Origin of the sequence: Sphingopyxis sp. C-1, assembly GCF_001047015.1 — a bacterium.
Taxonomy (GTDB): Bacteria; Pseudomonadota; Alphaproteobacteria; order Sphingomonadales; family Sphingomonadaceae; genus Sphingopyxis.
Genome location: NZ_BBRO01000001.1, coordinates 643,086 through 663,418 on the forward strand (window position 1 = coordinate 643,086; position 20,333 = coordinate 663,418).

Here is a 20,333-nt window from a genome sequence, read left to right on the forward strand (position 1 = left end):
GGCTAGGGCGCTTCCGCTATGACAGATCAACTCACGCTGACCTCCGCCGCCGATCTTCCGGCGATCACATTGGACGATGTGCGCGCGGCGGCCGGGCGAATTAACGGCGCGGTCGTGCGGACACCGACGCTGCATTCGCAGACGCTGTCCGAACTGGTCGGCGCCGAGGTGTGGCTGAAGTTCGAGAATCTCCAGTTCACCGCCGCCTACAAGGAACGCGGCGCATTGAACGCGCTGCTCCTCCTCAGCGACGAAGCGAAGGCGCGCGGCGCGATCGCGGCGTCGGCAGGCAATCATGCGCAAGGCCTCGCCTATCATGGCAAGCGCCTCGGCGTGCCGGTCACGATCGTCATGCCGAGCACGACCCCGCAGGTGAAGGTCTCGCAGACTGCGAGCCATGGCGCGACGATCGTGCTCCATGGCGAGACCTTTGACGACGCCTATGCGCATGCAAGGCTGCTTGAAGTCGAGCGCGGACTGACTTTCGTTCATCCCTTCGACCATCCCCACGTTGCGGCTGGGCAGGGGACAGTGGCGCTCGAAATGCTCGAAGATGTGCCCGAACTGGACACCCTCATTGTTCCGATCGGCGGCGGCGGGTTGCTCGCGGGCATGGGTACCGCGGCGCGCGGGATCAAGAATGACATGCGTTTGATCGGCGTGCAGGCCGAGCTTTATCCGTCGATGTATGCCGAACTCAACGGCGTCGACATGGCGTGCGAGGGCGACACGCTGGCCGAAGGCATCGCGGTGAAGGAGCCGGGCAGCTATACGCGGCGGCTCGTCTCCGAACTCAACGATGATATCGTTCTTGTCGCCGAGCGGCATCTGGAGCGCGCGGTGAGCCTGCTGCTGCAGATCGAAAAGACCGTGGTCGAAGGCGCGGGCGCAGCGGGGCTCGCTGCGATGCTCGCGCATCCCGAGGAGTTCGCCGGACGCAAGGTCGGGCTGGTGCTGACCGGCGGCAATATCGATACGCGACTGCTCGCGAACGTGCTGCTGCGCGATCTCGCCCGCTCGGGCCGCATCGCGCGCCTGCGCATCCGCTTGCAGGATCGTCCGGGCGCTTTGTTCAAGGTGATGAAGCTGTTCGATGAGAAGCAGGTCAACATCATCGAAATCTATCACCAGCGCATCTTCACGACGCTGCCCGCCAAGGGCCTGATCACCGACATCGAGTGTGAAGCGCGCGACCGTGAGCATCTCGACAGCCTCGTCGCGGCGCTCCGCGATGCGGGCTATATGGTGACCACCGTCGAACTCGCATGAGGGAGTTCACGCTCGAACTCACGGCGACGCCTGAGAGCATCGATGAACTCGGCCACGTCAACAATGCCGTCTGGGTCCAGTGGATCCAACAGGTCGCGACGGCGCATTGGGACGCTGCAGCGCCGCAGTCGCACAAGGATGCGTATATCTGGGTCGTGGTGCGGCACGAGATCGACTATCTGCGCGCGCTCGGCCCCGGTGAGACGGTGACCGCGCGGACGTGGGTCGCCGACAAGCCGCAGGGCGCGAAGTTCGATCGCTTCATGGAGTTCACGGGCGCCGAGGGGAAAGTGCATGTGCGGGCGCGGACGGTATGGGCGCTGCTCGACAAGGCAAGCGGGCGGCCGCTGCGCGTCACCGATGACATAGTCGCGCCGTTTCTCGGATGATCATTCGGCCGGCAATTGAATCCGATGCTGCGGCGATCTGGGGAATCATCGCGCCCGTGATCCGTGCGGGCGAGACACTGACGCTGGATCGCGACATGACCGAGCATGACGCGCTGGCCTATTGGTTCGGTGCCGACAAGGAGGCGTTCGTCGCTGAGGATGGCGGCGTCGTCCTCGGTACCTATTATCTCCGCGCGAACCAGACGGGCGGCGGCGGGCATGTCGCGAACGCGGGTTATGTCACCGGCGCGGGGGCAACCGGTCGCGGCATCGCGCGGGCGATGGGGTTGCATTCGATCGAGCATGCAAAGGCGCGCGGCTTTCGTGCGATGCAGTTCAATTTCGTCGTCAGTACCAATGTGCGCGCGGCCGGGCTGTGGCAGTCGCTGGGGTTCGAAGTGGTCGGGCGCCTGCCCGCCGCCTTTGAGCATCCGGCAGAGGGGTTCGTCGACGCGCTGGTGATGTTCCGGTCCCTATGACTATTCGCTGAAGCGTTCGGTCAGGGGCTTTTTGGTTAGGGCGTTCAAGGCTTTCAGTATGGCGCTGTGAACATCGCCAACCTCTTCGAAAAGCGTGCGATAGACCTCGGTAATCCGGGCGCTATAGGCGTCGATGCGGTGGAGCTGGTCGCGGCCCGCGTCGGTGATCCGGAAGATCTTGCGCCGCGCGTCCGCAGGGTCGGCGTGCTGGGTGATGAAGCCGAGACGCAACAATGCAGGACATTTCTGCATCACCAACTGGTGCGACTGGCCGAGTGCGCGCGCCAGCTCGGCCGCCGTCGCTTCGCCGGCATTGTTCAATGCTGTGAGCAAGGAGCAGGAGCGGACGGGCACCGTGATCCCGGCGGCGTCGAACAGCGGCCGCGTCTGTTCCTCGATCTGCTGGCTCAGCGCTTCGCTGAGCCGGCCGAGGAAAGAGATGTCGTCGAGATCAGTCGAGATGTCAGTCGAGGCGGGCATAGGTCTGGGTAGTTCCGTCGCGGTCGATACGTTCGAGCGCGGTGACCTTGCCGCCTTTGCGCACAATACGGAAGCGGAAGTCGTCCACCCCCTCGATCGCCAGCAGATCGCCGGCAAGCGGTTCGAGCGCCAGGCGGAAGCGTTCACGCCAAGTGTAGAGCAATTTGCCGCCGACGAGGTCGACGCGCCGTCCTTCGTAGCGTCCCGCTATCGCCTTGAGCGCAGGGCCGGATAGCTGCGGGTGCGCCGCAAGTTCGGGCGCGAGCCAGTCGGCATCGGCCCGTTTCGCCGGATCGGCCTTGGCAAGGTCGGCAAGTGCGAGGCGGTGCGCCAAGGCAAGGGCGTCGGCCGATGGGAGCTGATGGTCGGGCGTGACGCCCTGACCCTCGAAATCGCCGCGATCGATCGGGTCACGAATCTGGCCGATCGGCACCTGCACGAAAAAGTCGGTGCCAACGGGCTTGCGGTCGACGGGATGCGCGCCGCCTGCGGTGCGTTCGCCGACCAGCGTTGCACGTCCCAGCTTCTTCAGCGTGTAGGCGAACCATTCGGCGGCGGAAAAGCTGGTCGAACCGGTGAGAACATAGACGGGCTTTCCGGTCAGCCGCTTGGCTGGGAGTGCGGGGAGGACCCATTGGCCACGCTCAACCCGGCGGCCGTCGAGCGTATATTCATAGTCGAACAGCTCCTGATCCTTGTCGCCCGGAAAGAGCTGGCTGGCGAGCAACTGGGCCATCTCCAGATGACCGCCATTATTGTAGCGCAGGTCGTAAATCACTGCGTCGCCATTCTCGATAAAGCGCATCGCCGCGGCCGCCGCGTCATAGCCGAGTTCGGGGTCCGCGAAATGCGTCAGGTCGACATAGGCGATATTGCCGTCCAGATAACGGAGGCCGGCGAAGCCGAAATTTTGCCGCTCTTCGTCGCGGCGGTCCTTTTCGCGGAGCGCCGCGGCGCGCGCGGGATCCCGCCGCGCCGCATAATCGGCGACCCACTTCGGATCGAAACCGACCGAGAAATGCAGATCGTTGCTGGCGGAGATCAGGTCGTCGGTCAGTTCGTGCGCGAGCGCCCCCCGGTCTGGCACGGCGTCATAATCGCCGGCGTCAATGTGGTGACGCAGCGCCGCGGCGATGCTCTTGGCTTTGTCGGGGAAGGCATAGTTCGCCTCGATCATCCGGCTGAGTTGTTCAACTATGGCGCGCTTGTCGACCGCCGTGAGAGGTGCGTCTTGCGCCGAGGCAGCGCAGCCAACCGATGCGGCAGTTGCAGCGAAAATTATAGACAAGTGACGGATATTCATGGTTGTCCTGCCGTGATGCGATTTATACAATATATTGCGCAATATATTGTAATTCTCATCGGCGCAAGCCTGCGATCAATCGACGGCAGAGAGTGTCGGGGGAACTATCGCCCGACGGAGTGGTTTTCCACATGCGGTGCGGGCGCGAGAGGAGACCTCGATGGAAACGCAATTGCTGCACCGCGGCCGGTTGATCGACCACCTTCAACTGGTGGTCGCCGATCTGAAGTCCAGCCGCGCCTTTTACGGTGCGATCTTCGAAGTTCTGGGTGTACCGATCGGCGGGGAGGCCGAGGACTATTTCTGGGCGGACGAGTTATTCGTATCGACGAAAGACAGTCAGGCGGCGCTGGGTCAACTGACCGGCCGGCATCATCTGGCGTTTCAGGCGGCGGACCGCGCCGCGGTCGACAATTTTCACAAGGCGGGCCTCGGTGCGGGGGGCCGCGACAATGGCGCGCCAGGCGAGCGGCCCTATCATCCCGGCTATTACGCCGCCTTCCTGCTCGACCCCGACGGCAATAATATCGAGGCGGTCTATCATGGCGCGCATGATCGGAGTGCGCCGTCGGTGAAAATTCGTTTCGAAGGGTGACGGCAACATAGACTTCTCCTGGAAAAATGACGACTGCCAGCCAGCAAATGCCGTGGAATTTATCCCTACGTAAATTTCCAGGCGAAAAAATTACGCTTTTGACACACGGCCTTATCGGCCGTCCGTGCCGTGCGCCCGATAGTCTGCGCAACTTTCGACTTCGCCGCGAGTAATCTTGTCCCAGAACGGACCACGCGAATACGCGGGCCGACCTGCGTGGGCGGCAGTTTTGTAAGGAGAAGTATATGGGCGCCGTTTCCAAGAGTCCGAAAATTTTGCTGATGCTGGCCATGCTGGCAGGAACCGCCACAATGGGGGTAGCCGCGCAGTCGCAGGAACCGCAGGACGCGTCGGGTGGCGATGTCATGGCGACCGTAACTGCCCAGATTCCCCCTGCGTCGGAGATGACCAAGGGCCCCAAGGTTGAAGGTATTATCTCGGCGCGCAGTGAAGGCCGGATTCAGGTCACGACCGCTGATGGCAACAACACGATCCTCTCGATCATTCCTGAAACCCGCGTAAAGGGCAGCGGCGGTTTCCTTGGTCTTGCCAGCAGCAAGCTGGCGGCAGATTCGTTGCTCAACGGTCTGCCGGTGACGGTCGATACGCTTCAGTGGAGCGGCGGCCTCGCGGCGAGCCAGGTCTCGCTGAAGAACAAGGATCTTCGGACTGCGTCGATGATCCGCACGGGCACCGACCAGCGCTTTGCCGAACAGACGGCTGCGACCGATGCGCTACGCAGCCGCGTGGGCGATATCGATCAGTATAATGTCAAGGGCACGACCAACGTGAACTTCGACACCGGCAAGGCGGTATTGTCCGAACAGGCGAAGGCCGATCTGTGCACCGCGGCCAATCAGGCGAACGGGATGGACAACGCACTGTTGCTCGTCGTCGGCTACACCGATTCGACGGGAAGCCAGGAGTTCAACCAGGAACTCAGCGAAAAGCGCGCCAGCCGCGTCGTCAATCACCTTCAGCAGGCGTGCGGCTGGAAGCCCTATCGCATGCTGACCCCCACCGGGATGGCCGAAGCCGACCCGGCGGCCGATAACACAACGCCCGAGGGCAAGGCCCAGAATCGCCGCGTTGCGGTGAATATTCTGGTGAGCAAGGGCCTCGACGGTCTGTAAGATGTTCGGGGTGGGCGGCGCCCACCCCGGCAAACCGACTTAGCGGTTACCGCCGAAGGTATAGCTGAGCGCGATTCCCCCGGAGGGCTGGCTGCGCGAGCCGAGTTGGCGCGTGACGGGCGAGTCCGCCGCGTCGCCGACAAGCCGGTCGTAGCGGCCATAGACGGCGATGCCCCAATTCTTCCCAAACATTCGGTGATAGCCGGCGGTCACACCGACCGACTGGACGCCGCCACCCGGATCATAGGCGGGCAGGCCCGAAGTGAGCGCCGCAGCGGGCGTGACCCCGAAATAGGCGCGCGTATATTTCGCATCGCCCAGCGTCACGCGCGGACCGATCGAAAAGAGCCAGTCGTCGCCCTGCCGCGCGACATAGTCGGCGCTGATTTCGCCGGTCCAGCCCTTGTGGCCGCTCAGCCCCTTGCGCCCTTCGAGACGGAGGCGGAGTTCGGGGGTCAAATGGACCTGACCGAACGCGCCGGCCTCGACCGACAGGCCAACCTTGGGCAGATCGGCGCCGATGTCGGATGCCTTGCGCTTGCCGATGAAGCCGAACGCCGGACCAAAGGCGAAATTGCCCGAACGGACCAGTGGCGAACCGAAGCTCTCGTCGGGCGCCTCGAACGCAAATTCGGCGTCGCGGGTACGCGAGACGTCGATATAGGGGCCGACACTGAACTTGTCCGCGCCGGGCCATGACGGCGAAAGCTGCGGTCCGAGGATGATACGCGTGCGCTTTTCTCCGCCGCCATCGCCCTCCTGTGCGTGCGCCGGCATGGCTGCCAGTGCGAGTGCAGTGAGGAACAGGGCGGGAAACTTGCTGCGATCGGTCATGCGAAATCCTTGTTGTTCCGCATGAAATTCACAGCGGCATTGTTTCGTTCCTAGACCGGCGACCAGCCGGCGGCTTCGTCGCTTTCGTCCTCGCCCGGTTCGGGGTGACCGATCGCTTCAAGCAGCTTGTCGAGTACCGCAGGTACGCCCGCGCCGCTCGCGCCCGAGAGAGCCATCACGGGGTGGCCGCTTTCTTCGGCGAGCTCGGCCGAAAGCGCGGCGACCAATTCGTCGTCGAGCGTGTCGATCTTATTGAGCGCCACGATGACCGGCTTGTCGATCAGGTCGGCGCCATAGGCTTCGAGTTCGTCGCGCACGATGCGATAGCTTGTCGCGACGTCCGTGTCGTTTGCATCGACGAGGTGCAGTAATACGCGACAGCGTTCGATATGGCCGAGGAAGCGGTCGCCAACGCCGGCGCCTTCGGCAGCGCCCTCGATCAGCCCGGGAATGTCGGCGATCACGAACTCATGCCCCTTGTGGCTGACGACACCGAGCTGCGGGCGGAGCGTGGTGAAGGCATAGGCACCGACCTTGGCCTGCGCGTTGGTGACGCCGTTGATGAAGGTCGACTTGCCCGCATTGGGCAGCCCGACGAGACCGGCATCGGCAAGGAGCTTCAGCCGCAGCCACACCCACAGTTCCTCGCCTGGCCAGCCCGGCCCGTGCTGACGCGGTGCGCGGTTGGTCGACGTCTTGTAGCTTGCATTGCCGCGCCCGCCGTCGCCGCCGCGCAGGAAATGAACGCGTTCGCCTTCTTTCGTCAGGTCGGCAAGCAGGCTGCGATCCTCATCATCGTCGAGGATCTGGGTGCCAATCGGCACCTGGATGACGAGATCGGGGCCGCCTGCGCCGGTGCGGTCGCGGCCTGCGCCGGGGGTGCCGCGCTTCGCCTTGAAATGCTGGGTATAGCGAAAATCGATCAGCGTATTGAGGCCGGCGACGGCTTCGAAGACTATATCGCCGCCCTTGCCGCCGTTGCCGCCGTCGGGGCCGCCATATTCGACATATTTCTCGCGCCGGAACGACACGGCACCAGGGCCGCCGTCGCCGGATTTGATGAAGATCTTGGCTTGGTCGAGGAAATGCATGGCGAGGCCTTTAGGGCGTAAACTTGACTGCACATCAAGTTCCGTTCGTGTCGAGCGAAGTCGAGACACCCATCGAAATGGCGCAAGGCCGATGGGCATCTCGACTTCGCTCGATGCAAACGGAATGAAGGGATTGCTGCGGCTCCTAACGCCTAAAAGACGAAAATGCTACCCCTCAGCGCCAGGCTTGCCGCCATGCTCGGCCCAGAACTTTGCGATCCGCCCCGTGATGAGCTCGGTCGCCAGCACGCGCGAGGTGTCGCGCGGCAGATCGAGTGCCTCGGCCATCGGCCCGCCAAGCTGCGCATCGCCGAGCGCCATGAGCACCAGTGCAAGCGTATCCTCATGCATCAGCCTCTTTTCATGCGCATCGGGCGCCATGCCGTCGATCAGCCGGTGGATCGCATCGACGATCGGGTCGAGCGCATCATCATTGCCCGTCGCCGCCATCCATGTCGCGAGAGCGCCCGCGCCGCCCTCATTGAAGGCGTCGAAGGCGAGGTCGACGATCTCGCGCACATTACGGTCGCCGGGCGCCGATTCGGCCATTTTCTTGCCGATCGTCGCGCATACGGTTTCGGCCTGATAGGCGGCTAGGGCCTTTTGCAGCCCCGCGGCGCTACCGAAATGATGGAGCAGGTTCGCGTGGGTGCGGTCGATCCGCGCCGCGACGGCCTTCAGCGTCACCGCCGCAGGCCCCGTTTCGACCAAAATCTGGCGTGCAGCCTCGAGCGCCGCCGAACGGCTTTCCTCGGGACTCAAACGCTTCTTCACTATTGACATGTGTGTAAGTAAACCCTATTGCTGGCCCGTCTCCCCTTTTCGACGGTATGAGCCATATGTCCAGCATTTCCCAGTCGCCGACGCCCGCCGATCTGTCGATCACTCCGCGCGACATGCGCTTTGGCCGTGACGATCGGCAGGGCCGCTGGTGGCTGAACGGCGACCCGATCGCCTCGGCATTCCACACCGCGCTGTCGGTAACTTTTCCGCGCGGCGAGGCGATGTTCATCGAGGCGGTGAAGGCGCACCGCGATGGTGTGCCCGACAAGCTGGCACGCGAAATCCGGGCCTTTACCCAGCAGGAAGTGATCCACAGCCGCGAGCATGTCGTCTTTAACAAGAAGGCAGCGGAAGCGGGGTACGACCTGTCGGAACTCGAAGCCGATGTGAACCAGGTCCTCGACCTCATCAAGACGCGGCCGCAGATCGTCAACCTGATGGCGACGATCGCGCTCGAACATTATACCGCCATGATGGCGGCGGTGATGCTGCGCGAGGACAAGATGTATGCGGGCGCCGAGCCCGAGTGGGCCAGCTTATGGAAATGGCACGCGATCGAGGAAATCGAGCATAAGGGTGTCGCCTACGACACCTGGCTTCACGCGACGAAGGACTGGAGCCGTTTCCGGCGCTGGCGTGCGAAATCGCTGATGATGATCCTTGTCACCACTCGCTTCTGGCCGAAGCGCGTGAAGGGGATGAAGGCGCTGCTTAGGCAGGACGGCCTCACCGGCTGGCGCGTCACGGCGCGCATCTGGTGGTATCTGCTCGGCACGCCCGGCGTGTTGCGCAAGAGCTTCTTCCCTTGGCTTTCCTATTTCATGCCTGGCTTCCACCCGTGGAATCATGACGACCGGTCGCTGATCCAGAAATATGAAAGCGACTATGCCGACGCGATCATGCCGGCGCATTCGTCTAAACCCGAACTGGCTGCCGCGGCAGCCTGACCCCCTGCGAAAGCGCGATCCGGGACGGTTTCTCTCTCCCCTCCTTTGGATCGCGCTTTCGCGGGCATGACCGGCAACGCAGGCTGGACGCGGCGTTCGTCCTCCCATATCCTCCGACCGGTGGAGGGGACCATGCAACCACATATGACCGCGGCCGAGGTCGTGCAGTTCGAACTGCAGCTCGCTGGGCTGGCTTCCTTGCTCGAATTCGGGTGCGGCGGCAGTACCGTGGTGGCGGCGCGGCAGGTGCAGCGCATCGTCAGCGTCGACAGCGATACCGACTGGCTGACCAGGGTTCACACCGAGGTCTCCCGCGAGGCGGTGGAATTTACCCCCGTTCATGTCGACATCGGACCCGTGGGCGAATGGGGTTATCCGGTCGATGAAAACCGGCTGCGCGACTGGCCGCGCTATCACACGCATATCTGGCGCGTCATGGGCGGCAGCCCCGATGCGGTGTTTATCGACGGCCGCTTTCGTGTCGCCTGCCTGTTGCAGTCGATCATCCACTGCAAGCCCGACTGTATCTTCCTGTTCCACGATTTCAACGACCGGCCGCAATATCATGGCGTGCTTCGTCATGTGGACGTGCTGACGCGCGTCGACACTCTCGGCGTGATGCGCGCGAAGCAGCAGGTCGACGGCAAGGCCGTGCTGCACGACCTGTTCGACCATTATCTGAACCCGGATTGACCGGCCCGCGCCGGTTCGGCACATCGGGGCGATGTATACATCGCCTCCCGTCATCGAAACCGACCGTTTGCGCCTGCGCCCGGGGCGCCTGTCCGACAAGGACGTCCATATCGCGATGTGGGCCGACGAACGCGTCACGCGCTTCATCGGCGGTGAACCGCGCGCACCCGACGTCAGCTGGGGCAAGTTCCTGAGCTCGGCGGGGCTGTGGCCGGTGATGGGCTTTGGCTATTGGGTGTTCGCCGACCGGGCGAGCGACGCGCTGGTCGGAATGGGCGGCCTAAGCTATTTTTGCCGCGGCATCCCCGAGCTGGAGGGGGTTCCCGAAGCGGGATGGGCGTTCGACGCCGACCATTGGGGCGCGGGCTATGCGACCGAGGCGATGCGCGCGGCGCTAGGCTGGGCCGACGAACATCTGGATGAGGCCGAGGTGCGCTGCATCATCGATCCGGGCAATGACGCGTCCGAGCGCGTGTCGGCGAAGCTCGGTTTCCGCCGGATCGGCGAGAGCGATGCGCTAGGCCATGTCGTCGCAATCTATTCGCGGTCGAAGGGCGGCTAGGCCACCTCGACCACCAGCACGCCGCCGTCGGCGCTGACAACGCGCACCTTCGCGCCTTCGGCAACGTCGGGCCCGCGCACCGGCCATTCGCCGTCGCCGACCTTGGCCCGGCCGCGGCCGTCCTCGATCGCCTTGGTCACCGTCAGCACTTCGCCGATCAGGCGGCCACCGCGCTGGTTGAGGTGCGGGTCGGTCGTCGTGATCGGGTTCGCCTTCAACCAGCGGCGCCCGCCGTAGAGCGCGACGAACGACAATATGGCGAAGATGCCGAGCTGGAGCGGGATGCTGAGCGGGACGATCCAGGCGACGACGCCGGTGACGACCGCCGCGGCGCCGACCCAGATGAGGAAAAAGCCCGGCGCGACGATCTCGGCGGCGGCGAGCAGCACGCCGAGCGAAAGCCACGCCCAGTGCGGTTCCATATTCGTCAGCCAGTCGGGCATGTCAGGCTCCCGTCTTGCGTTCGAGCGCATCCCTGGCGAGTTCGCCGATCCCTCCGAGCGTGCCGATGAGCTGCGTTGCTTCGACGGGGAAGAGGATCGTCTTAGCATTCGGGCTGGTTGCGAACTGGCTTACCGCCTCGACATATTTCTGCGCGATGAAATAGTTGATCGCCTGCGCATTGCCGCTGGCGATTGCGTCGGACACCATCTGCGTCGCCTTCGCTTCGGCCTCGGCTTCGCGTTCGCGCGCTTCGGCGTCGCGGAAAGCGGCTTCGCGGCGGCCCTCTGCCTGCAGGATCTGGCCCTGCTTCTCGCCCTCGGCGCGGAGGATTTCGGAGGCGCGCATGCCTTCGGCTTCGAGGATGTTTGCGCGCTTTTCACGCTCGGCCTTCATCTGCCGTGCCATCGCGTTCGAGATATCGGCGGGCGGGCGGATGTCCTTGATCTCGACGCGCGTGATCTTGACACCCCATGGGGTCGTTGCGTCGTCGACGACGTGGAGTAGCCGGGTGTTGATCTCGTCGCGCTTCGACAGCGTTTCGTCGAGGTCCATCGAACCCATCACGGTGCGAAGGTTCGTGGTCGTAAGGTTCATGATCGCGAGATAGAGGTCGCTCACCTCATAGGCGGCGCGCGCGGCGTCGAGCACCTGGAAGAAGACGACGCCGTCGACCGCGACCATCGCATTGTCCTTGGTGATGATTTCCTGGCCCGGGATGTCGAGCACCTGCTCCATCATGTTCACTTTGCGCCCGACACGGTCGAAGATCGGCATGATGAAGTTGAGCCCAGGCTGCGCGGTGTGCGTGTAGCGGCCGAAGCGTTCGATCGTATAGGCATAGCCCTGACGAACGGGCGTGAGCGCCCAGATCAGGAACACAAGAGCCAAAACCACCAGTGCAAGCGCAAATTCCATCGATCATCCCCTCTGCAAAATTGCGACTTTGCAAACCCGCTTCCTTATTGCGGCAATGGCCGCCTTGCGCCACAGAAAAGCGCATGACCCCAAGTGACTATCCGCCGCGCTCGCTGCTCTATGTCCCCGGTTCGAACGCACGCGCGCTCGAAAAGGCGCACGCGCTCGCCGCCGACATGCTGATCATCGACCTCGAGGACGCGGTGCCGGCGGACCGCAAGATCGAGGCACGCGATGCGATGCGCCGCGCGGTCGAGGCCGGATATCCCGGCAAGCGCGTCGCGGTGCGCGTCAACGCCACCGGCGCCTATGAGCAGGAGGCCGATATTGCGGCGCTCTATGGTCTTGCACTCGATGCGGTCGTGCTGCCGAAAGTCGACGTGCCAGCCGACCTCGACCCGCTCCGCGACATGGGCCTGCCGGTCTTTGCCATGATCGAGACGCCCGCTGCGATCTATGCGGCGCGAGATATCGCGGCCGACCGGGTGGTGACGGGGTTGATCGGTGGGCTCAACGATCTCGCGCACGAACTCAAACTGCCCGACGGAATGGACCGCGGCGCGATGAGCCACGCGATCCAGACGATCGTGCTGGCGGCGCGCGCCGGCGGCGTATGGTGTTTCGACGGCGTTTATAATGCGATCGACGATGCCGCAGGTTTCGCCGCCGAGGTGGCTGAGGGCCGACGGTTCGGTTTCGACGGCAAGACTCTGATCCATCCGTTGCAGGTCGATCCGTGCAACATGGCGTTCGCGCCCTCCGAACGCGAGGTCGCCGCCGCAGAAGCGCTGGTCGCGGCGGCAACGGGCGGGGCGCAGCGGCATGATGGGCGGATGATCGAGGATATGCATGTTGCAGCGGCCAAGGCATTGCTGGAGCGCGCGGGGCGGGGTTGACGCCGCCGTTCGTCTTTCGACGAACGCGCCTTGCCGCGCCGCGGCGGAAATGCCATGCGGCGGCGCCATGAAAACCACCCGTTTCCACGCCGCCGTCGCGGCCATCGCCCTTGCCGCTTTCGCTCCCGCCTGCTCGGCCGCGCCCGCCAAGGGCGACGCCCCGATTACCGAGGCCGAGCTTGCCGACCATATCAAGGTCCTCGCGAGCGATGCGTTCGAAGGCCGTGCGCCGGGAACCGAGGGAGAAGATCGCACGATCGCCTATATCGTCGGCGAATGGGCGAAGGCCGGGCTCGAAGCTGTTCCGGGCAGCGCGACACCCTGGCTCCAGCCGGTACCCTTCGTCGAAACGCAGGCGCTTGGCGGCTCTGCGAAATTCAAGGTCAACGGCCGCGACTTCGCGCTGGGGAATGACGGGATTATCCTGAGCAGCCGCGATGCGTCGGCCTCCTTTGACGATCTTCCCGCCGTCTTCGTCGGCTATGGCCTCGATGGCGCGGGCAAGGTCAATACCGACGTCAAGGGCAAGCTCGCGATCATGCTGTTCGACAATGCGCCCTTCGGCGACAAGCTGCCGCGCTATCGCGAGCGGCGCCAGATGCTTGCCGATGCGGGTGCCTCGGCGGTGCTGGTGATCGCGACCGATGCGGTGCCGTGGACGGAACTGCGCGAAAGCGCGGGCGCCAAGTCGGTACGGCTCGCGAGCGCCAAGCCGGGCGCACCGATCAGCGGCTTCCTGTCGATCGAGGCGGCTGATGCCTTGCTGAAAAAGGCAGGGCAGGATGGCGATGGGCTGCGAGAGGCGGCGAAATCGCCTGACTATAAGGGCGCGGCGCTGCCGGTGACCGCCAGCATGAAGGCGCAATCGACCTCACGAGCCTTTGCCAGCAACAATATCATCGCAAAGCTTCCCGGCGCCAAGCCCGATGGTAAGGCGATCCTGTTTCTGGGGCACTGGGACCACCTCGGCATTTGCGAGCCCGAAGGCGCCGCTGATCGTATCTGTAACGGCGCGGTCGACAATGCGAGCGGTATCGCGGTGCTGATCGAGGTGGCAAAGCGCCTGGGTTCGGGCGCTCGCCCCGACCGCGACATCTATTTCATGGCGACGACAGCAGAGGAAAAGGGTCTGCTTGGCGCACATTATTTTGCCGATCATCCGGTCGTGCCGCTGTCCGACATCACGGTCGCGCTCAACATCGATACGATCGCCATCTCCCCGCGCGGCACCCCGGTGGCGACGATCGGACGCGGCAAGCCCGCCTATGACGCTGTTGTGCGCGAGACCGCGACGAAGCTCGGCCGCAAGCTCGACGAGGATGGCGAGGCCGATGCCTTCATCCAGCGGCAGGACGGCTGGGCGCTGGGTGCAAAGGGCGTGACGTCGCTGATGGTCGGCGGCAGCTTCTCGGACATGAAGCTGCTCGAAGCTTTTCTTGGCAGCGACTATCACAGTGCCGCCGACAATTTCTCGGACAAGATCCCGCTTGGCGGTGCGGCGGAGGATGCCGATCTGCATGTCGCGCTGGGCCGGGCGTTCGCCGATACGAAGCAGTGGCCGGGTAAGTAATTTCTTAGATTGTCATTGCGACCCCGGCTTTCGCCGGGGTCGCAATGACAAAGTTGGTTTTACGCCGCTTGCTTGGCGCGATCCGCCATTTCCTGATTGAGCATTTCGGCCAGCAGGAATGCCAGCTCGAGGCTCTGACCGGCGTTCAGGCGCGGATCGCAATGCGTGTGATAGCGGTCGGCAAGATCCATCTGCGTGACATCCATCGCGCCGCCGGTGCATTCGGTGACATTCTGGCCGGTCATTTCGATATGGATGCCGCCGCCATGCGTGCCCTCGGCGCGGTGCACGGCAAAGAAGCCGCGCACTTCGGCGAGGATGCGATCGAACGGCCGCGTCTTATAGCCGTTGGGCGTCTTGATCACATTGCCGTGCATCGGGTCGCACGACCAGACGACCGGGTGACCCGATTCCTTCACCGCGCGTACCAGCTTGGGCAGATGCGCTTCGATCTTGTCGTGGCCATAACGCGTGATCAGCGTCATGCGTCCGGCGACATGGTTCGGGTTAAGCGTATCGAGCAGGCGCAGCAGCGCGTCGGGCTCGAGGCTCGGGCCGCACTTCATGCCGACCGGATTGCCGATACCGCGCAAATATTCGATGTGCGCCGAACCTTCAAAGCGGGTGCGGTCGCCTACCCACAGGAAGTGGCCCGACGTATCGTACCAGCCGCCGGTCAGGCTGTCCTGACGGGTCAGTGCTTGCTCATAAGGAAGTAACAAGGCTTCGTGGCTGGTGTAGAAGCTGGTGCCCTTAATCTGCGGCACGGTTTCCGGCGTGACGCCGCACGCTTCCATGAAGGCGAGCGCTTCGGAAATGCGCGCGGCGGTTTCCTGATATTTTTTCGCCCACGGGCTGCGGTCCATGAAATCGTGCGTCCAGGCGTTGACCTGGTGCAGATTGGCATAGCCGCCATTGGCAAAGGCGCGCAGCAGGTTCAGCGTGGCCGCCGACTGGTTGTACGCCTTCACCATGCGCTGCGGGTCGGGCTCGCGGCCCGCTTCCTCGAACGCGATGTCGTTGATGATGTCGCCGCGATAGCTCGGCAACTCGATGCCGCCGATATCTTCCATGTCGGCCGAGCGCGGCTTGGCGAACTGACCCGCCATGCGGCCGAGCTTCACCACGGGCATTTTCGACGCAAAGGTCAGCACGACCGCCATCTGAAGCAGCACGCGGAAGGTGTCGCGGATATTGTTCGGATGGAATTCGGCAAAGCTTTCGGCGCAATCGCCGCCCTGCAACAGGAACGCCTTGCCCTCGGCCACGCGGCCGAGTTCGGCGGTCAGGTCGCGCGCTTCGCCGGCAAAGACCAGCGGCGGATAATTGCTGAGCTCACGCTCGGCGGCCGCCAGCGCATCGGCGTCGCGATAGGTGGGAAGCTGGCGGGCTTCGTGCGAGCGCCAGCTATGCGGTTGCCAGTTTTTCGTCATATGCCTGTCTTTTCGCGTTCGAATCGAGCGCCACATGGCGCCTATGTCGCGCGGAAGCAATGTTTCCGGCACGATCAAACCCGAAAATTAGCATTATCGTGACATTTGCGCACCTATGCTTTTCTTGAGCGGCAAAAACGGTTAGTTTGTTACGTGCTTTGGATGTGGAGGGGTCTGCGGCCAAGGCTTTTTGCGATCGGCAACGTCATACACCCGGTGGCCCGGCGGCGGGTCGGGATGCGAGCGACTAGCAATGGCGAATTTCGAATCCGCGTGGTTCGTATATGGGGTGCTGCTCCTGTTGCTCGCGACAAGCCTTGTCGTGAGGATCGAATATGCGCGCATCGGCCTTGCCGCGGCGGCGCTGGTGGCGCTGCCGCTGACATTGTTCAGGGGAGGCGACGTCGGTTACGGCCTGCTGGTACTCGCCATCCTAGCGATCAATATCGGTATATTGGCGCGGTTATGGCTCGGCGGGGCGAATATCCGCTTCACCGCCGAGGAAGAAGAATTGCGCAGGCAGCATTTTCCGGGGCTTGGCGCGATGGTCGCGCGCGACCTGATCGACCAGGGAAACTGGATATCGGCAAGGCGCGGCGAGGTGCTGATCCGCGAAAATCAGGCGGCGCCCAGCCTCTTCTATCTGGCGGAGGGCAAGGCCACGATCCTGCGCGACGGGGTCGAGATCGGAAAGCTTTCGGACGGCGCGCTGATCGGCGAAGCGACCGTCCTCGACGGCACCCATGCGACGGGGACGGTGCTGCTGGGCACCAACGCCCGCCTGTGGTTCGTGCCCGCGGCGGCGCTGCGCGCCTATCTGGCGGCGAACCCGGGGATTGCGGGTGCGCTACACGAAGGGTTCGCGCGCGCGCTGCGCGGCAAGCTGGCGAGCGCGAACACGCGCATCGCGGACCGACCGTCGATTTCCTGAGCGCGTTCACTCTCTCGGCCTCGAAACTGCAACCGGCGCCTGCTAGTCCCTGACCCATGACGATGATTCTCTATGGCATTTCGAACTGCGACACGGTGAAGAAAGCGCGGCGCTGGCTCGACGAGCAAGGCGTGGCCTATCATTTTCACGATGTGCGCAAGGATGGGCTCGACGCAGCGCGACTGCAGGGCTGGATCGACGCGCTCGGCTGGGAAAAGCTGCTCAACAAGGCCGGTACGACCTTTCGCAAGCTGCCCGATGCGCAGAAGGATGGGCTGGATGCGGCGTCGGCGAAGGCGCTGATGCTCGATCAGCCTGCGATGATCCGTCGGCCGGTTGTCGAAGCAGATAATGGTATCAGCGTCGGTTTCTCGGCCGATGAATGGAAGGCGCGTTTTGCAGCATGATCCGGTCGTTTTTGGCCTTGCTGGCCGTCATGCTGTCCGCTGGTTGCACTGCTGACACGGTGACAGCGCAGCCCACTCTCGATGGCCAGCCGCCGATCGTGATCGCCCATCGCGGCGCGTCGGGCGAACGTCCCGAACATACGCTGGCAAGCTACCGGCTCGCGATCGACCTCGGTGCCGATTATATCGAGCCCGATCTGGTGTTGACGAAAGACGGCGTGCTCGTCGCGCGGCACGAGAATGAGATTTCGGAAACCACCGACGTCGCCGCGCATCCCGAATTCGCCGGCCGCAAGGCGACGAAGACGATCGACGGGCAGCAGGTTGCCGGCTGGTTCACCGAAGATTTCACGCTCGCCGAACTCAAGACGCTGCGCGCGCGAGAGCGGCTGCCGAAGCTGCGCAGTACCGAATATGACGGCCAGTTCGAAATCCCGACATTCGAGGAGATCCTCACGCTGCTCGCGGAGGTGAACAAAGGCCGCAAGACGCCGGTTGGCGTCTATCCCGAAACCAAGCATCCGAGCTATTTCGTCTCGATCGGCCTGCCGCACGAGGCGCCGTTGCTCGCCATGCTCGATCGCTTCGGCTATCGCGGCCGCGCCGCGCATGTGTTCATCCAAAGCTTCGAAGTCGGCAATCTGATGGACCTGCGCGCAAAGAGCGATCTGCCGTTGATCCAGTTGATGGATGCCGAGGGCGGACCGGCCGATCGGCCCGGAACCAGCTATGCCGCCATGACGTCGCCCGAGGGGCTGAAGATGATCGCCGCCTACGCCGACGGGATCGGCCCGAACAAGGCGATGGTGATCCCGCGCGGCGCGCTCGGTCGGCTTGGCACGCCGACCAGCCTTGTGCACGATGCGCATGCGGCGAAGCTGAAAGTCCATCCCTGGACGTTCCGGCGCGAAAATTATTTCCTGCCGCTCGGTGACAAGGGCGGGGTCAATCCGGCGGGGCACGGCGACCTCGCGGGCGAGATCGCCGCCTATCTTGCGACGGGGATCGACGGTCTGTTCAGCGACAATCCGCGCGAAGCGGTGGTCGCAGTCAAAGGGAACGGAAAATGAGCGAAAAGCCATTGGGCCAGAGCGGCCTTTCGATCCGTCCGTTCGTGCTGGGCGGCAATGTCTTCGGCATGACCGCAGGGCGCGATGCGAGCTTCGCCGTCCTCGACCGTTTCGTCGAGCTCGGCGGCGGGATGATCGACACCGCCGACGTCTATTCGGCGTGGGTTCCGGGGCACAAGGGCGGCGAATCCGAAAGCATGCTAGGAGCCTGGCTGAAGGAAAGCGGCGCGCGCGAACAGGTGTTGATCGTGACCAAGGTGGGGATGATGCCGGGCGGGCTGAAGCCCGATCGCATCCGCGAGGCCGTGCAGGGATCGCTCGATCGTCTCGGCGTCGACACGATCGACCTCTATTTCGCGCACAAGGACGATCCCGATGTGCCGCTGGGTGAAGTGCTCGGTGCGTTTGCCGAACTGGTCGATGCCGGCATCGTCCGCGCGATCGGCGCGTCGAACTATTCGGCGGAGCGCCTCGCAGAGGCGCTCCGCGTGGCTGACGAACAGGGCCTGCCGCGCTTCACCGCGATGCAGCCCGAACTCAATCTGCTCGACCGCGCCCAATATGAAGGCGCGCTGCAACAAACATGCGTCGACGAAGGCCTGGGCGTCGTCACCTATTTCAGCCTCGCGTCGGGCTATCTGTCGGGCAAATATCGGGGCGCCGACGACTTGGGAAAAAGTGCGCGCGGTGCGCGGGCCAAGCCCTATCTCGAAGGCAAGGGGCCGGCGGTGCTGGCGGTGATGGATCGCATCGCGGCAGAAACCGGTGCTACCCTTTCGCAGATCGCGCTTGCGTGGGTTGCCGCGCAGCCGGGCGTCACCGCGCCGATCGCCAGCGCGACATCCGTCGAGCAACTTGACGAGTTGATGGGCAGCCTCGATCTTCGCCTCGACGATGAACAACTCTCTGCGCTGAGCGCCGCCTAAGGCCCGGCCCGACACCACCGGGGAGGGGCATCGGTCCGGGCCCGCGCGGCCGCGCTGTCTCAGTCGTTGGTGGTGTCAGTCCACTGGAACACCGCTTCGAGTGGCTTGTCGAACACGCGCGCGATGCGAAATGCGACCTCCAGCGAAGGCGAATATTTACCCTGCTCGATCGCGGCGATCGTCTGTCGCGTGACACCGACGCGGTCGCCGAGATCGCCCTGCGTCATCTCGCCGGAAAGGAAGCGCAGCGTCCGGATATCGTTGGTGAAGGGAGGCTTAGCCATGCCAGCCTCGCCGGTAGCTCAGCAGGACGACGACGCTGTGGACCGTCTCGGCCAGCACGATGGCGAAAAGGGCGGCATTGGCGATCTTCACCCCGGTGTCGGTGAACGGCATCACCACTCCGACAAGGATCATCCCAACCAGCATGGCATAATAGGCGGCCGCCCGGCCGCGCCGACTGATCGCGCGGTCGCGCTCGTCGGCTGGCTTGCGATCGGCTTTCGGCGTCGCGAGAAGCAGGGCAATCGTCCCCGCGATAACGACCACCGCCTGCGTAGCGGCGATTCCCCCGAACAGCCACAGCATCGGGAACATCTCCCGCCCAGCGGGATGGCCGGCAATGACGAGGCTGAAATAGAGGCTGTAGGCAATCAGCATGCAGACGAGATTGAGCCAGGCGGTCTTTTCCCGATAGGTCATCTGCCATCCTTCGAAGTCAGCGGTGCGATACGCCATGGCTCAATAGCCTCGGCGATAGAGATAGAGCTGCGTGCCGATCCTCACGAGCTCGGCCACGACCAGCGTCGCGATCATCAGGTTGAGCTGCTCGGCTTGCCCGATGCCCCAGAAGATCAGGAAGATATTGATCCAGATTCCGATGACGAGCGGATAGTAGCCGAAATGCGTTCCGCGCAAATGGAAGTCGCGGTCGCGCTCATCTTCGCGCGCTTCTGCCTCGTGGGGGCTTCGGATCGCCAGAAAGGCGGTCGCGATGGTCATCGCCACGATGATCGCAATCGTCACGGGAACCAGCATTCCTGCGGTCGCCATCACGCCCGCCGGGCTCCCGACAATCCGCCAAGGATAAAGGAGGAAATACCAGCCGAACGCCAGAATCATCGTCACCAGCGTCACCCAGTGAATCTTTTCCCGAAAAGACATTCGCCCTACTCCATGTCAT

At 63.7% G+C, this 20,333-nt stretch carries 25 protein-coding genes; 14 read left to right on the top strand and 11 right to left on the bottom strand.

The window, feature by feature from the left end:
- Window positions 1-18 precede the first annotated feature (18 nt).
- From SC1_RS02910 to SC1_RS02920, 3 genes are read left to right on the top strand one after another with little or no spacing between them, the layout of a single operon-like run.
- Window positions 19-1,269 (top strand): threonine ammonia-lyase, encoded by a 1,251-nt coding sequence (locus SC1_RS02910; RefSeq protein ID WP_062177321.1) that lies wholly within the window; start codon window positions 19-21, stop codon window positions 1,267-1,269.
- A complete protein-coding gene (locus tag SC1_RS02915; protein ID WP_062177324.1) occupies window positions 1,266-1,658 on the top strand; it encodes a thioesterase family protein in 393 nt (130 codons plus the stop codon). The genes SC1_RS02910 and SC1_RS02915 overlap by 4 nt, the downstream gene beginning before the upstream one ends.
- A complete protein-coding gene (locus tag SC1_RS02920) occupies window positions 1,655-2,137 on the top strand; it encodes a GNAT family N-acetyltransferase (protein ID WP_062177327.1) in 483 nt (160 codons plus the stop codon). Before SC1_RS02915 ends, SC1_RS02920 begins: the two co-directional genes overlap by 4 nt.
- Here the strand turns inward: SC1_RS02920 and SC1_RS02925 are convergent, their stop codons facing one another.
- Window positions 2,138-2,617 carry a MarR family winged helix-turn-helix transcriptional regulator gene (locus SC1_RS02925; protein WP_062177330.1) on the bottom strand — a complete coding sequence of 160 codons (480 nt, stop codon included), beginning with the start codon at window positions 2,615-2,617 and terminating at the stop codon, window positions 2,138-2,140.
- Window positions 2,601-3,920 (bottom strand): S41 family peptidase, encoded by a 1,320-nt coding sequence (locus SC1_RS02930; RefSeq protein ID WP_083435647.1) that lies wholly within the window; start codon window positions 3,918-3,920, stop codon window positions 2,601-2,603. The genes SC1_RS02925 and SC1_RS02930 overlap by 17 nt, the downstream gene beginning before the upstream one ends.
- A 160-nt stretch (window positions 3,921-4,080) precedes the next feature.
- Here SC1_RS02930 and SC1_RS02935 point away from each other — a divergent pair, with 160 nt between their 5' ends.
- Both SC1_RS02935 and SC1_RS02940 read left to right on the top strand, forming a co-directional pair.
- On the top strand, window positions 4,081-4,515 hold the full coding sequence (locus SC1_RS02935) for a VOC family protein (protein ID WP_062177335.1): 435 nt from the start codon (window positions 4,081-4,083) through the stop codon (window positions 4,513-4,515).
- 245 nt (window positions 4,516-4,760) lie between these two features.
- The gene (locus SC1_RS02940) at window positions 4,761-5,648 is read left to right on the top strand and encodes an OmpA family protein (protein ID WP_062177337.1); all 888 of its coding nucleotides are present in this window, start codon (window positions 4,761-4,763) and stop codon (window positions 5,646-5,648) included.
- 39 nt (window positions 5,649-5,687) lie between these two features.
- On the opposite strand, the gene SC1_RS02945 is transcribed toward SC1_RS02940, so the two are convergent.
- From SC1_RS02945 to SC1_RS02955, 3 genes are all read right to left on the bottom strand, one after another.
- A complete protein-coding gene (locus SC1_RS02945) occupies window positions 5,688-6,482 on the bottom strand; it encodes a MipA/OmpV family protein (RefSeq protein ID WP_062177339.1) in 795 nt (264 codons plus the stop codon).
- 50 nt (window positions 6,483-6,532) lie between these two features.
- Window positions 6,533-7,573, bottom strand: a complete 1,041-nt coding sequence (obgE, locus tag SC1_RS02950) for a GTPase ObgE (RefSeq protein ID WP_062177342.1) — start codon at window positions 7,571-7,573, stop codon at window positions 6,533-6,535.
- Window positions 7,574-7,741: 168 nt separating this feature from the next.
- Window positions 7,742-8,356 (bottom strand): TetR/AcrR family transcriptional regulator, encoded by a 615-nt coding sequence (locus SC1_RS02955; protein ID WP_062177344.1) that lies wholly within the window; start codon window positions 8,354-8,356, stop codon window positions 7,742-7,744.
- A gap of 56 nt (window positions 8,357-8,412) precedes the next feature.
- Here SC1_RS02955 and SC1_RS02960 point away from each other — a divergent pair, with 56 nt between their 5' ends.
- The 3 genes from SC1_RS02960 to SC1_RS02970 all read left to right on the top strand — a co-directional run bounded on the left by SC1_RS02960 (window position 8,413) and on the right by SC1_RS02970 (window position 10,558).
- Entirely contained in the window at window positions 8,413-9,303 is an 891-nt protein-coding gene (locus SC1_RS02960; protein WP_062183464.1) for a metal-dependent hydrolase, read from the top strand.
- 132 nt (window positions 9,304-9,435) lie between these two features.
- Entirely contained in the window at window positions 9,436-9,996 is a 561-nt protein-coding gene (locus tag SC1_RS02965; protein ID WP_062183467.1) for a hypothetical protein, read from the top strand.
- Between the two features lie 31 nt (window positions 9,997-10,027).
- Entirely contained in the window at window positions 10,028-10,558 is a 531-nt protein-coding gene (locus SC1_RS02970; RefSeq protein WP_062177347.1) for a GNAT family N-acetyltransferase, read from the top strand.
- Here SC1_RS02970 and SC1_RS02975 read toward each other — a convergent pair.
- The gene (locus tag SC1_RS02975) at window positions 10,555-11,001 is read right to left on the bottom strand and encodes an NfeD family protein (protein WP_062177362.1); all 447 of its coding nucleotides are present in this window, start codon (window positions 10,999-11,001) and stop codon (window positions 10,555-10,557) included. The genes SC1_RS02970 and SC1_RS02975 overlap by 4 nt on opposite strands.
- A 1-nt stretch (window position 11,002) precedes the next feature.
- Window positions 11,003-11,917, bottom strand: a complete 915-nt coding sequence (locus SC1_RS02980) for an SPFH domain-containing protein (RefSeq protein ID WP_062177365.1) — start codon at window positions 11,915-11,917, stop codon at window positions 11,003-11,005.
- 83 nt (window positions 11,918-12,000) lie between these two features.
- Here SC1_RS02980 and SC1_RS02985 point away from each other — a divergent pair, with 83 nt between their 5' ends.
- Window positions 12,001-12,813, top strand: coding sequence for a CoA ester lyase (locus SC1_RS02985; protein ID WP_062177368.1), 813 nt, complete (start codon window positions 12,001-12,003; stop codon window positions 12,811-12,813).
- Window positions 12,814-12,880: 67 nt separating this feature from the next.
- The gene (locus SC1_RS02990) at window positions 12,881-14,383 is read left to right on the top strand and encodes a M28 family peptidase (RefSeq protein WP_238586545.1); all 1,503 of its coding nucleotides are present in this window, start codon (window positions 12,881-12,883) and stop codon (window positions 14,381-14,383) included.
- Between the two features lie 59 nt (window positions 14,384-14,442).
- Here SC1_RS02990 and SC1_RS02995 read toward each other — a convergent pair whose 3' ends face one another.
- A complete protein-coding gene (locus SC1_RS02995) occupies window positions 14,443-15,816 on the bottom strand; it encodes a class II 3-deoxy-7-phosphoheptulonate synthase (protein WP_062177372.1) in 1,374 nt (457 codons plus the stop codon).
- Window positions 15,817-16,069: 253 nt separating this feature from the next.
- On the opposite strand from SC1_RS02995, the gene SC1_RS03000 reads away from it, so the two are divergent.
- From SC1_RS03000 to SC1_RS03015, 4 genes are read left to right on the top strand one after another with little or no spacing between them, the layout of a single operon-like run.
- Complete coding sequence (locus tag SC1_RS03000; protein WP_062177375.1) at window positions 16,070-16,747, top strand: cyclic nucleotide-binding domain-containing protein; 678 nt, start codon at window positions 16,070-16,072, stop codon at window positions 16,745-16,747.
- Between the two features lie 56 nt (window positions 16,748-16,803).
- On the top strand, window positions 16,804-17,154 hold the full coding sequence (locus SC1_RS03005; RefSeq protein WP_193749088.1) for an ArsC family reductase: 351 nt from the start codon (window positions 16,804-16,806) through the stop codon (window positions 17,152-17,154).
- Entirely contained in the window at window positions 17,151-18,224 is a 1,074-nt protein-coding gene (locus SC1_RS03010) for a glycerophosphodiester phosphodiesterase (RefSeq protein WP_062183476.1), read from the top strand. Before SC1_RS03005 ends, SC1_RS03010 begins: the two co-directional genes overlap by 4 nt.
- Window positions 18,221-19,150 carry an aldo/keto reductase gene (locus tag SC1_RS03015; protein ID WP_062177378.1) on the top strand — a complete coding sequence of 310 codons (930 nt, stop codon included), beginning with the start codon at window positions 18,221-18,223 and terminating at the stop codon, window positions 19,148-19,150. The genes SC1_RS03010 and SC1_RS03015 overlap by 4 nt, the downstream gene beginning before the upstream one ends.
- A 59-nt stretch (window positions 19,151-19,209) precedes the next feature.
- Here the strand turns inward: SC1_RS03015 and SC1_RS03020 are convergent, their stop codons facing one another.
- Genes SC1_RS03020 through SC1_RS03030 form a run of 3 tightly spaced genes read right to left on the bottom strand, consistent with a single transcriptional unit; the run spans window position 19,210 to window position 20,314 of the window.
- Window positions 19,210-19,434 carry a helix-turn-helix transcriptional regulator gene (locus SC1_RS03020; protein WP_062177383.1) on the bottom strand — a complete coding sequence of 75 codons (225 nt, stop codon included), beginning with the start codon at window positions 19,432-19,434 and terminating at the stop codon, window positions 19,210-19,212.
- A complete protein-coding gene (locus SC1_RS03025; protein ID WP_062183479.1) occupies window positions 19,427-19,852 on the bottom strand; it encodes a hypothetical protein in 426 nt (141 codons plus the stop codon). The genes SC1_RS03020 and SC1_RS03025 overlap by 8 nt, the downstream gene beginning before the upstream one ends.
- A gap of 39 nt (window positions 19,853-19,891) precedes the next feature.
- Window positions 19,892-20,314, bottom strand: coding sequence for a hypothetical protein (locus SC1_RS03030; RefSeq protein ID WP_062177386.1), 423 nt, complete (start codon window positions 20,312-20,314; stop codon window positions 19,892-19,894).
- Between the last annotated feature and the right edge of the window lie 19 nt (window positions 20,315-20,333).

Coding starts and splice junctions, on each gene's coding strand:
- SC1_RS02910 (WP_062177321.1), top strand. CDS start 19: ATGACAGATCAACTCACGCTGACCTCCGCCGCCGATCTTCCGGCGATC.
- SC1_RS02915 (WP_062177324.1), top strand. CDS start 1,266: ATGAGGGAGTTCACGCTCGAACTCACGGCGACGCCTGAGAGCATCGAT.
- SC1_RS02920 (WP_062177327.1), top strand. CDS start 1,655: ATGATCATTCGGCCGGCAATTGAATCCGATGCTGCGGCGATCTGGGGA.
- SC1_RS02925 (WP_062177330.1), bottom strand. CDS start 2,617: ATGCCCGCCTCGACTGACATCTCGACTGATCTCGACGACATCTCTTTC.
- SC1_RS02930 (WP_083435647.1), bottom strand. CDS start 3,920: ATGAATATCCGTCACTTGTCTATAATTTTCGCTGCAACTGCCGCATCG.
- SC1_RS02935 (WP_062177335.1), top strand. CDS start 4,081: ATGGAAACGCAATTGCTGCACCGCGGCCGGTTGATCGACCACCTTCAA.
- SC1_RS02940 (WP_062177337.1), top strand. CDS start 4,761: ATGGGCGCCGTTTCCAAGAGTCCGAAAATTTTGCTGATGCTGGCCATG.
- SC1_RS02945 (WP_062177339.1), bottom strand. CDS start 6,482: ATGACCGATCGCAGCAAGTTTCCCGCCCTGTTCCTCACTGCACTCGCA.
- obgE (WP_062177342.1), bottom strand. CDS start 7,573: ATGCATTTCCTCGACCAAGCCAAGATCTTCATCAAATCCGGCGACGGC.
- SC1_RS02955 (WP_062177344.1), bottom strand. CDS start 8,356: ATGTCAATAGTGAAGAAGCGTTTGAGTCCCGAGGAAAGCCGTTCGGCG.
- SC1_RS02960 (WP_062183464.1), top strand. CDS start 8,413: ATGTCCAGCATTTCCCAGTCGCCGACGCCCGCCGATCTGTCGATCACT.
- SC1_RS02965 (WP_062183467.1), top strand. CDS start 9,436: ATGCAACCACATATGACCGCGGCCGAGGTCGTGCAGTTCGAACTGCAG.
- SC1_RS02970 (WP_062177347.1), top strand. CDS start 10,028: ATGTATACATCGCCTCCCGTCATCGAAACCGACCGTTTGCGCCTGCGC.
- SC1_RS02975 (WP_062177362.1), bottom strand. CDS start 11,001: ATGCCCGACTGGCTGACGAATATGGAACCGCACTGGGCGTGGCTTTCG.
- SC1_RS02980 (WP_062177365.1), bottom strand. CDS start 11,917: ATGGAATTTGCGCTTGCACTGGTGGTTTTGGCTCTTGTGTTCCTGATC.
- SC1_RS02985 (WP_062177368.1), top strand. CDS start 12,001: ATGACCCCAAGTGACTATCCGCCGCGCTCGCTGCTCTATGTCCCCGGT.
- SC1_RS02990 (WP_238586545.1), top strand. CDS start 12,881: ATGAAAACCACCCGTTTCCACGCCGCCGTCGCGGCCATCGCCCTTGCC.
- SC1_RS02995 (WP_062177372.1), bottom strand. CDS start 15,816: ATGACGAAAAACTGGCAACCGCATAGCTGGCGCTCGCACGAAGCCCGC.
- SC1_RS03000 (WP_062177375.1), top strand. CDS start 16,070: ATGGCGAATTTCGAATCCGCGTGGTTCGTATATGGGGTGCTGCTCCTG.
- SC1_RS03005 (WP_193749088.1), top strand. CDS start 16,804: ATGACGATGATTCTCTATGGCATTTCGAACTGCGACACGGTGAAGAAA.
- SC1_RS03010 (WP_062183476.1), top strand. CDS start 17,151: ATGATCCGGTCGTTTTTGGCCTTGCTGGCCGTCATGCTGTCCGCTGGT.
- SC1_RS03015 (WP_062177378.1), top strand. CDS start 18,221: ATGAGCGAAAAGCCATTGGGCCAGAGCGGCCTTTCGATCCGTCCGTTC.
- SC1_RS03020 (WP_062177383.1), bottom strand. CDS start 19,434: ATGGCTAAGCCTCCCTTCACCAACGATATCCGGACGCTGCGCTTCCTT.
- SC1_RS03025 (WP_062183479.1), bottom strand. CDS start 19,852: ATGACCTATCGGGAAAAGACCGCCTGGCTCAATCTCGTCTGCATGCTG.
- SC1_RS03030 (WP_062177386.1), bottom strand. CDS start 20,314: ATGTCTTTTCGGGAAAAGATTCACTGGGTGACGCTGGTGACGATGATT.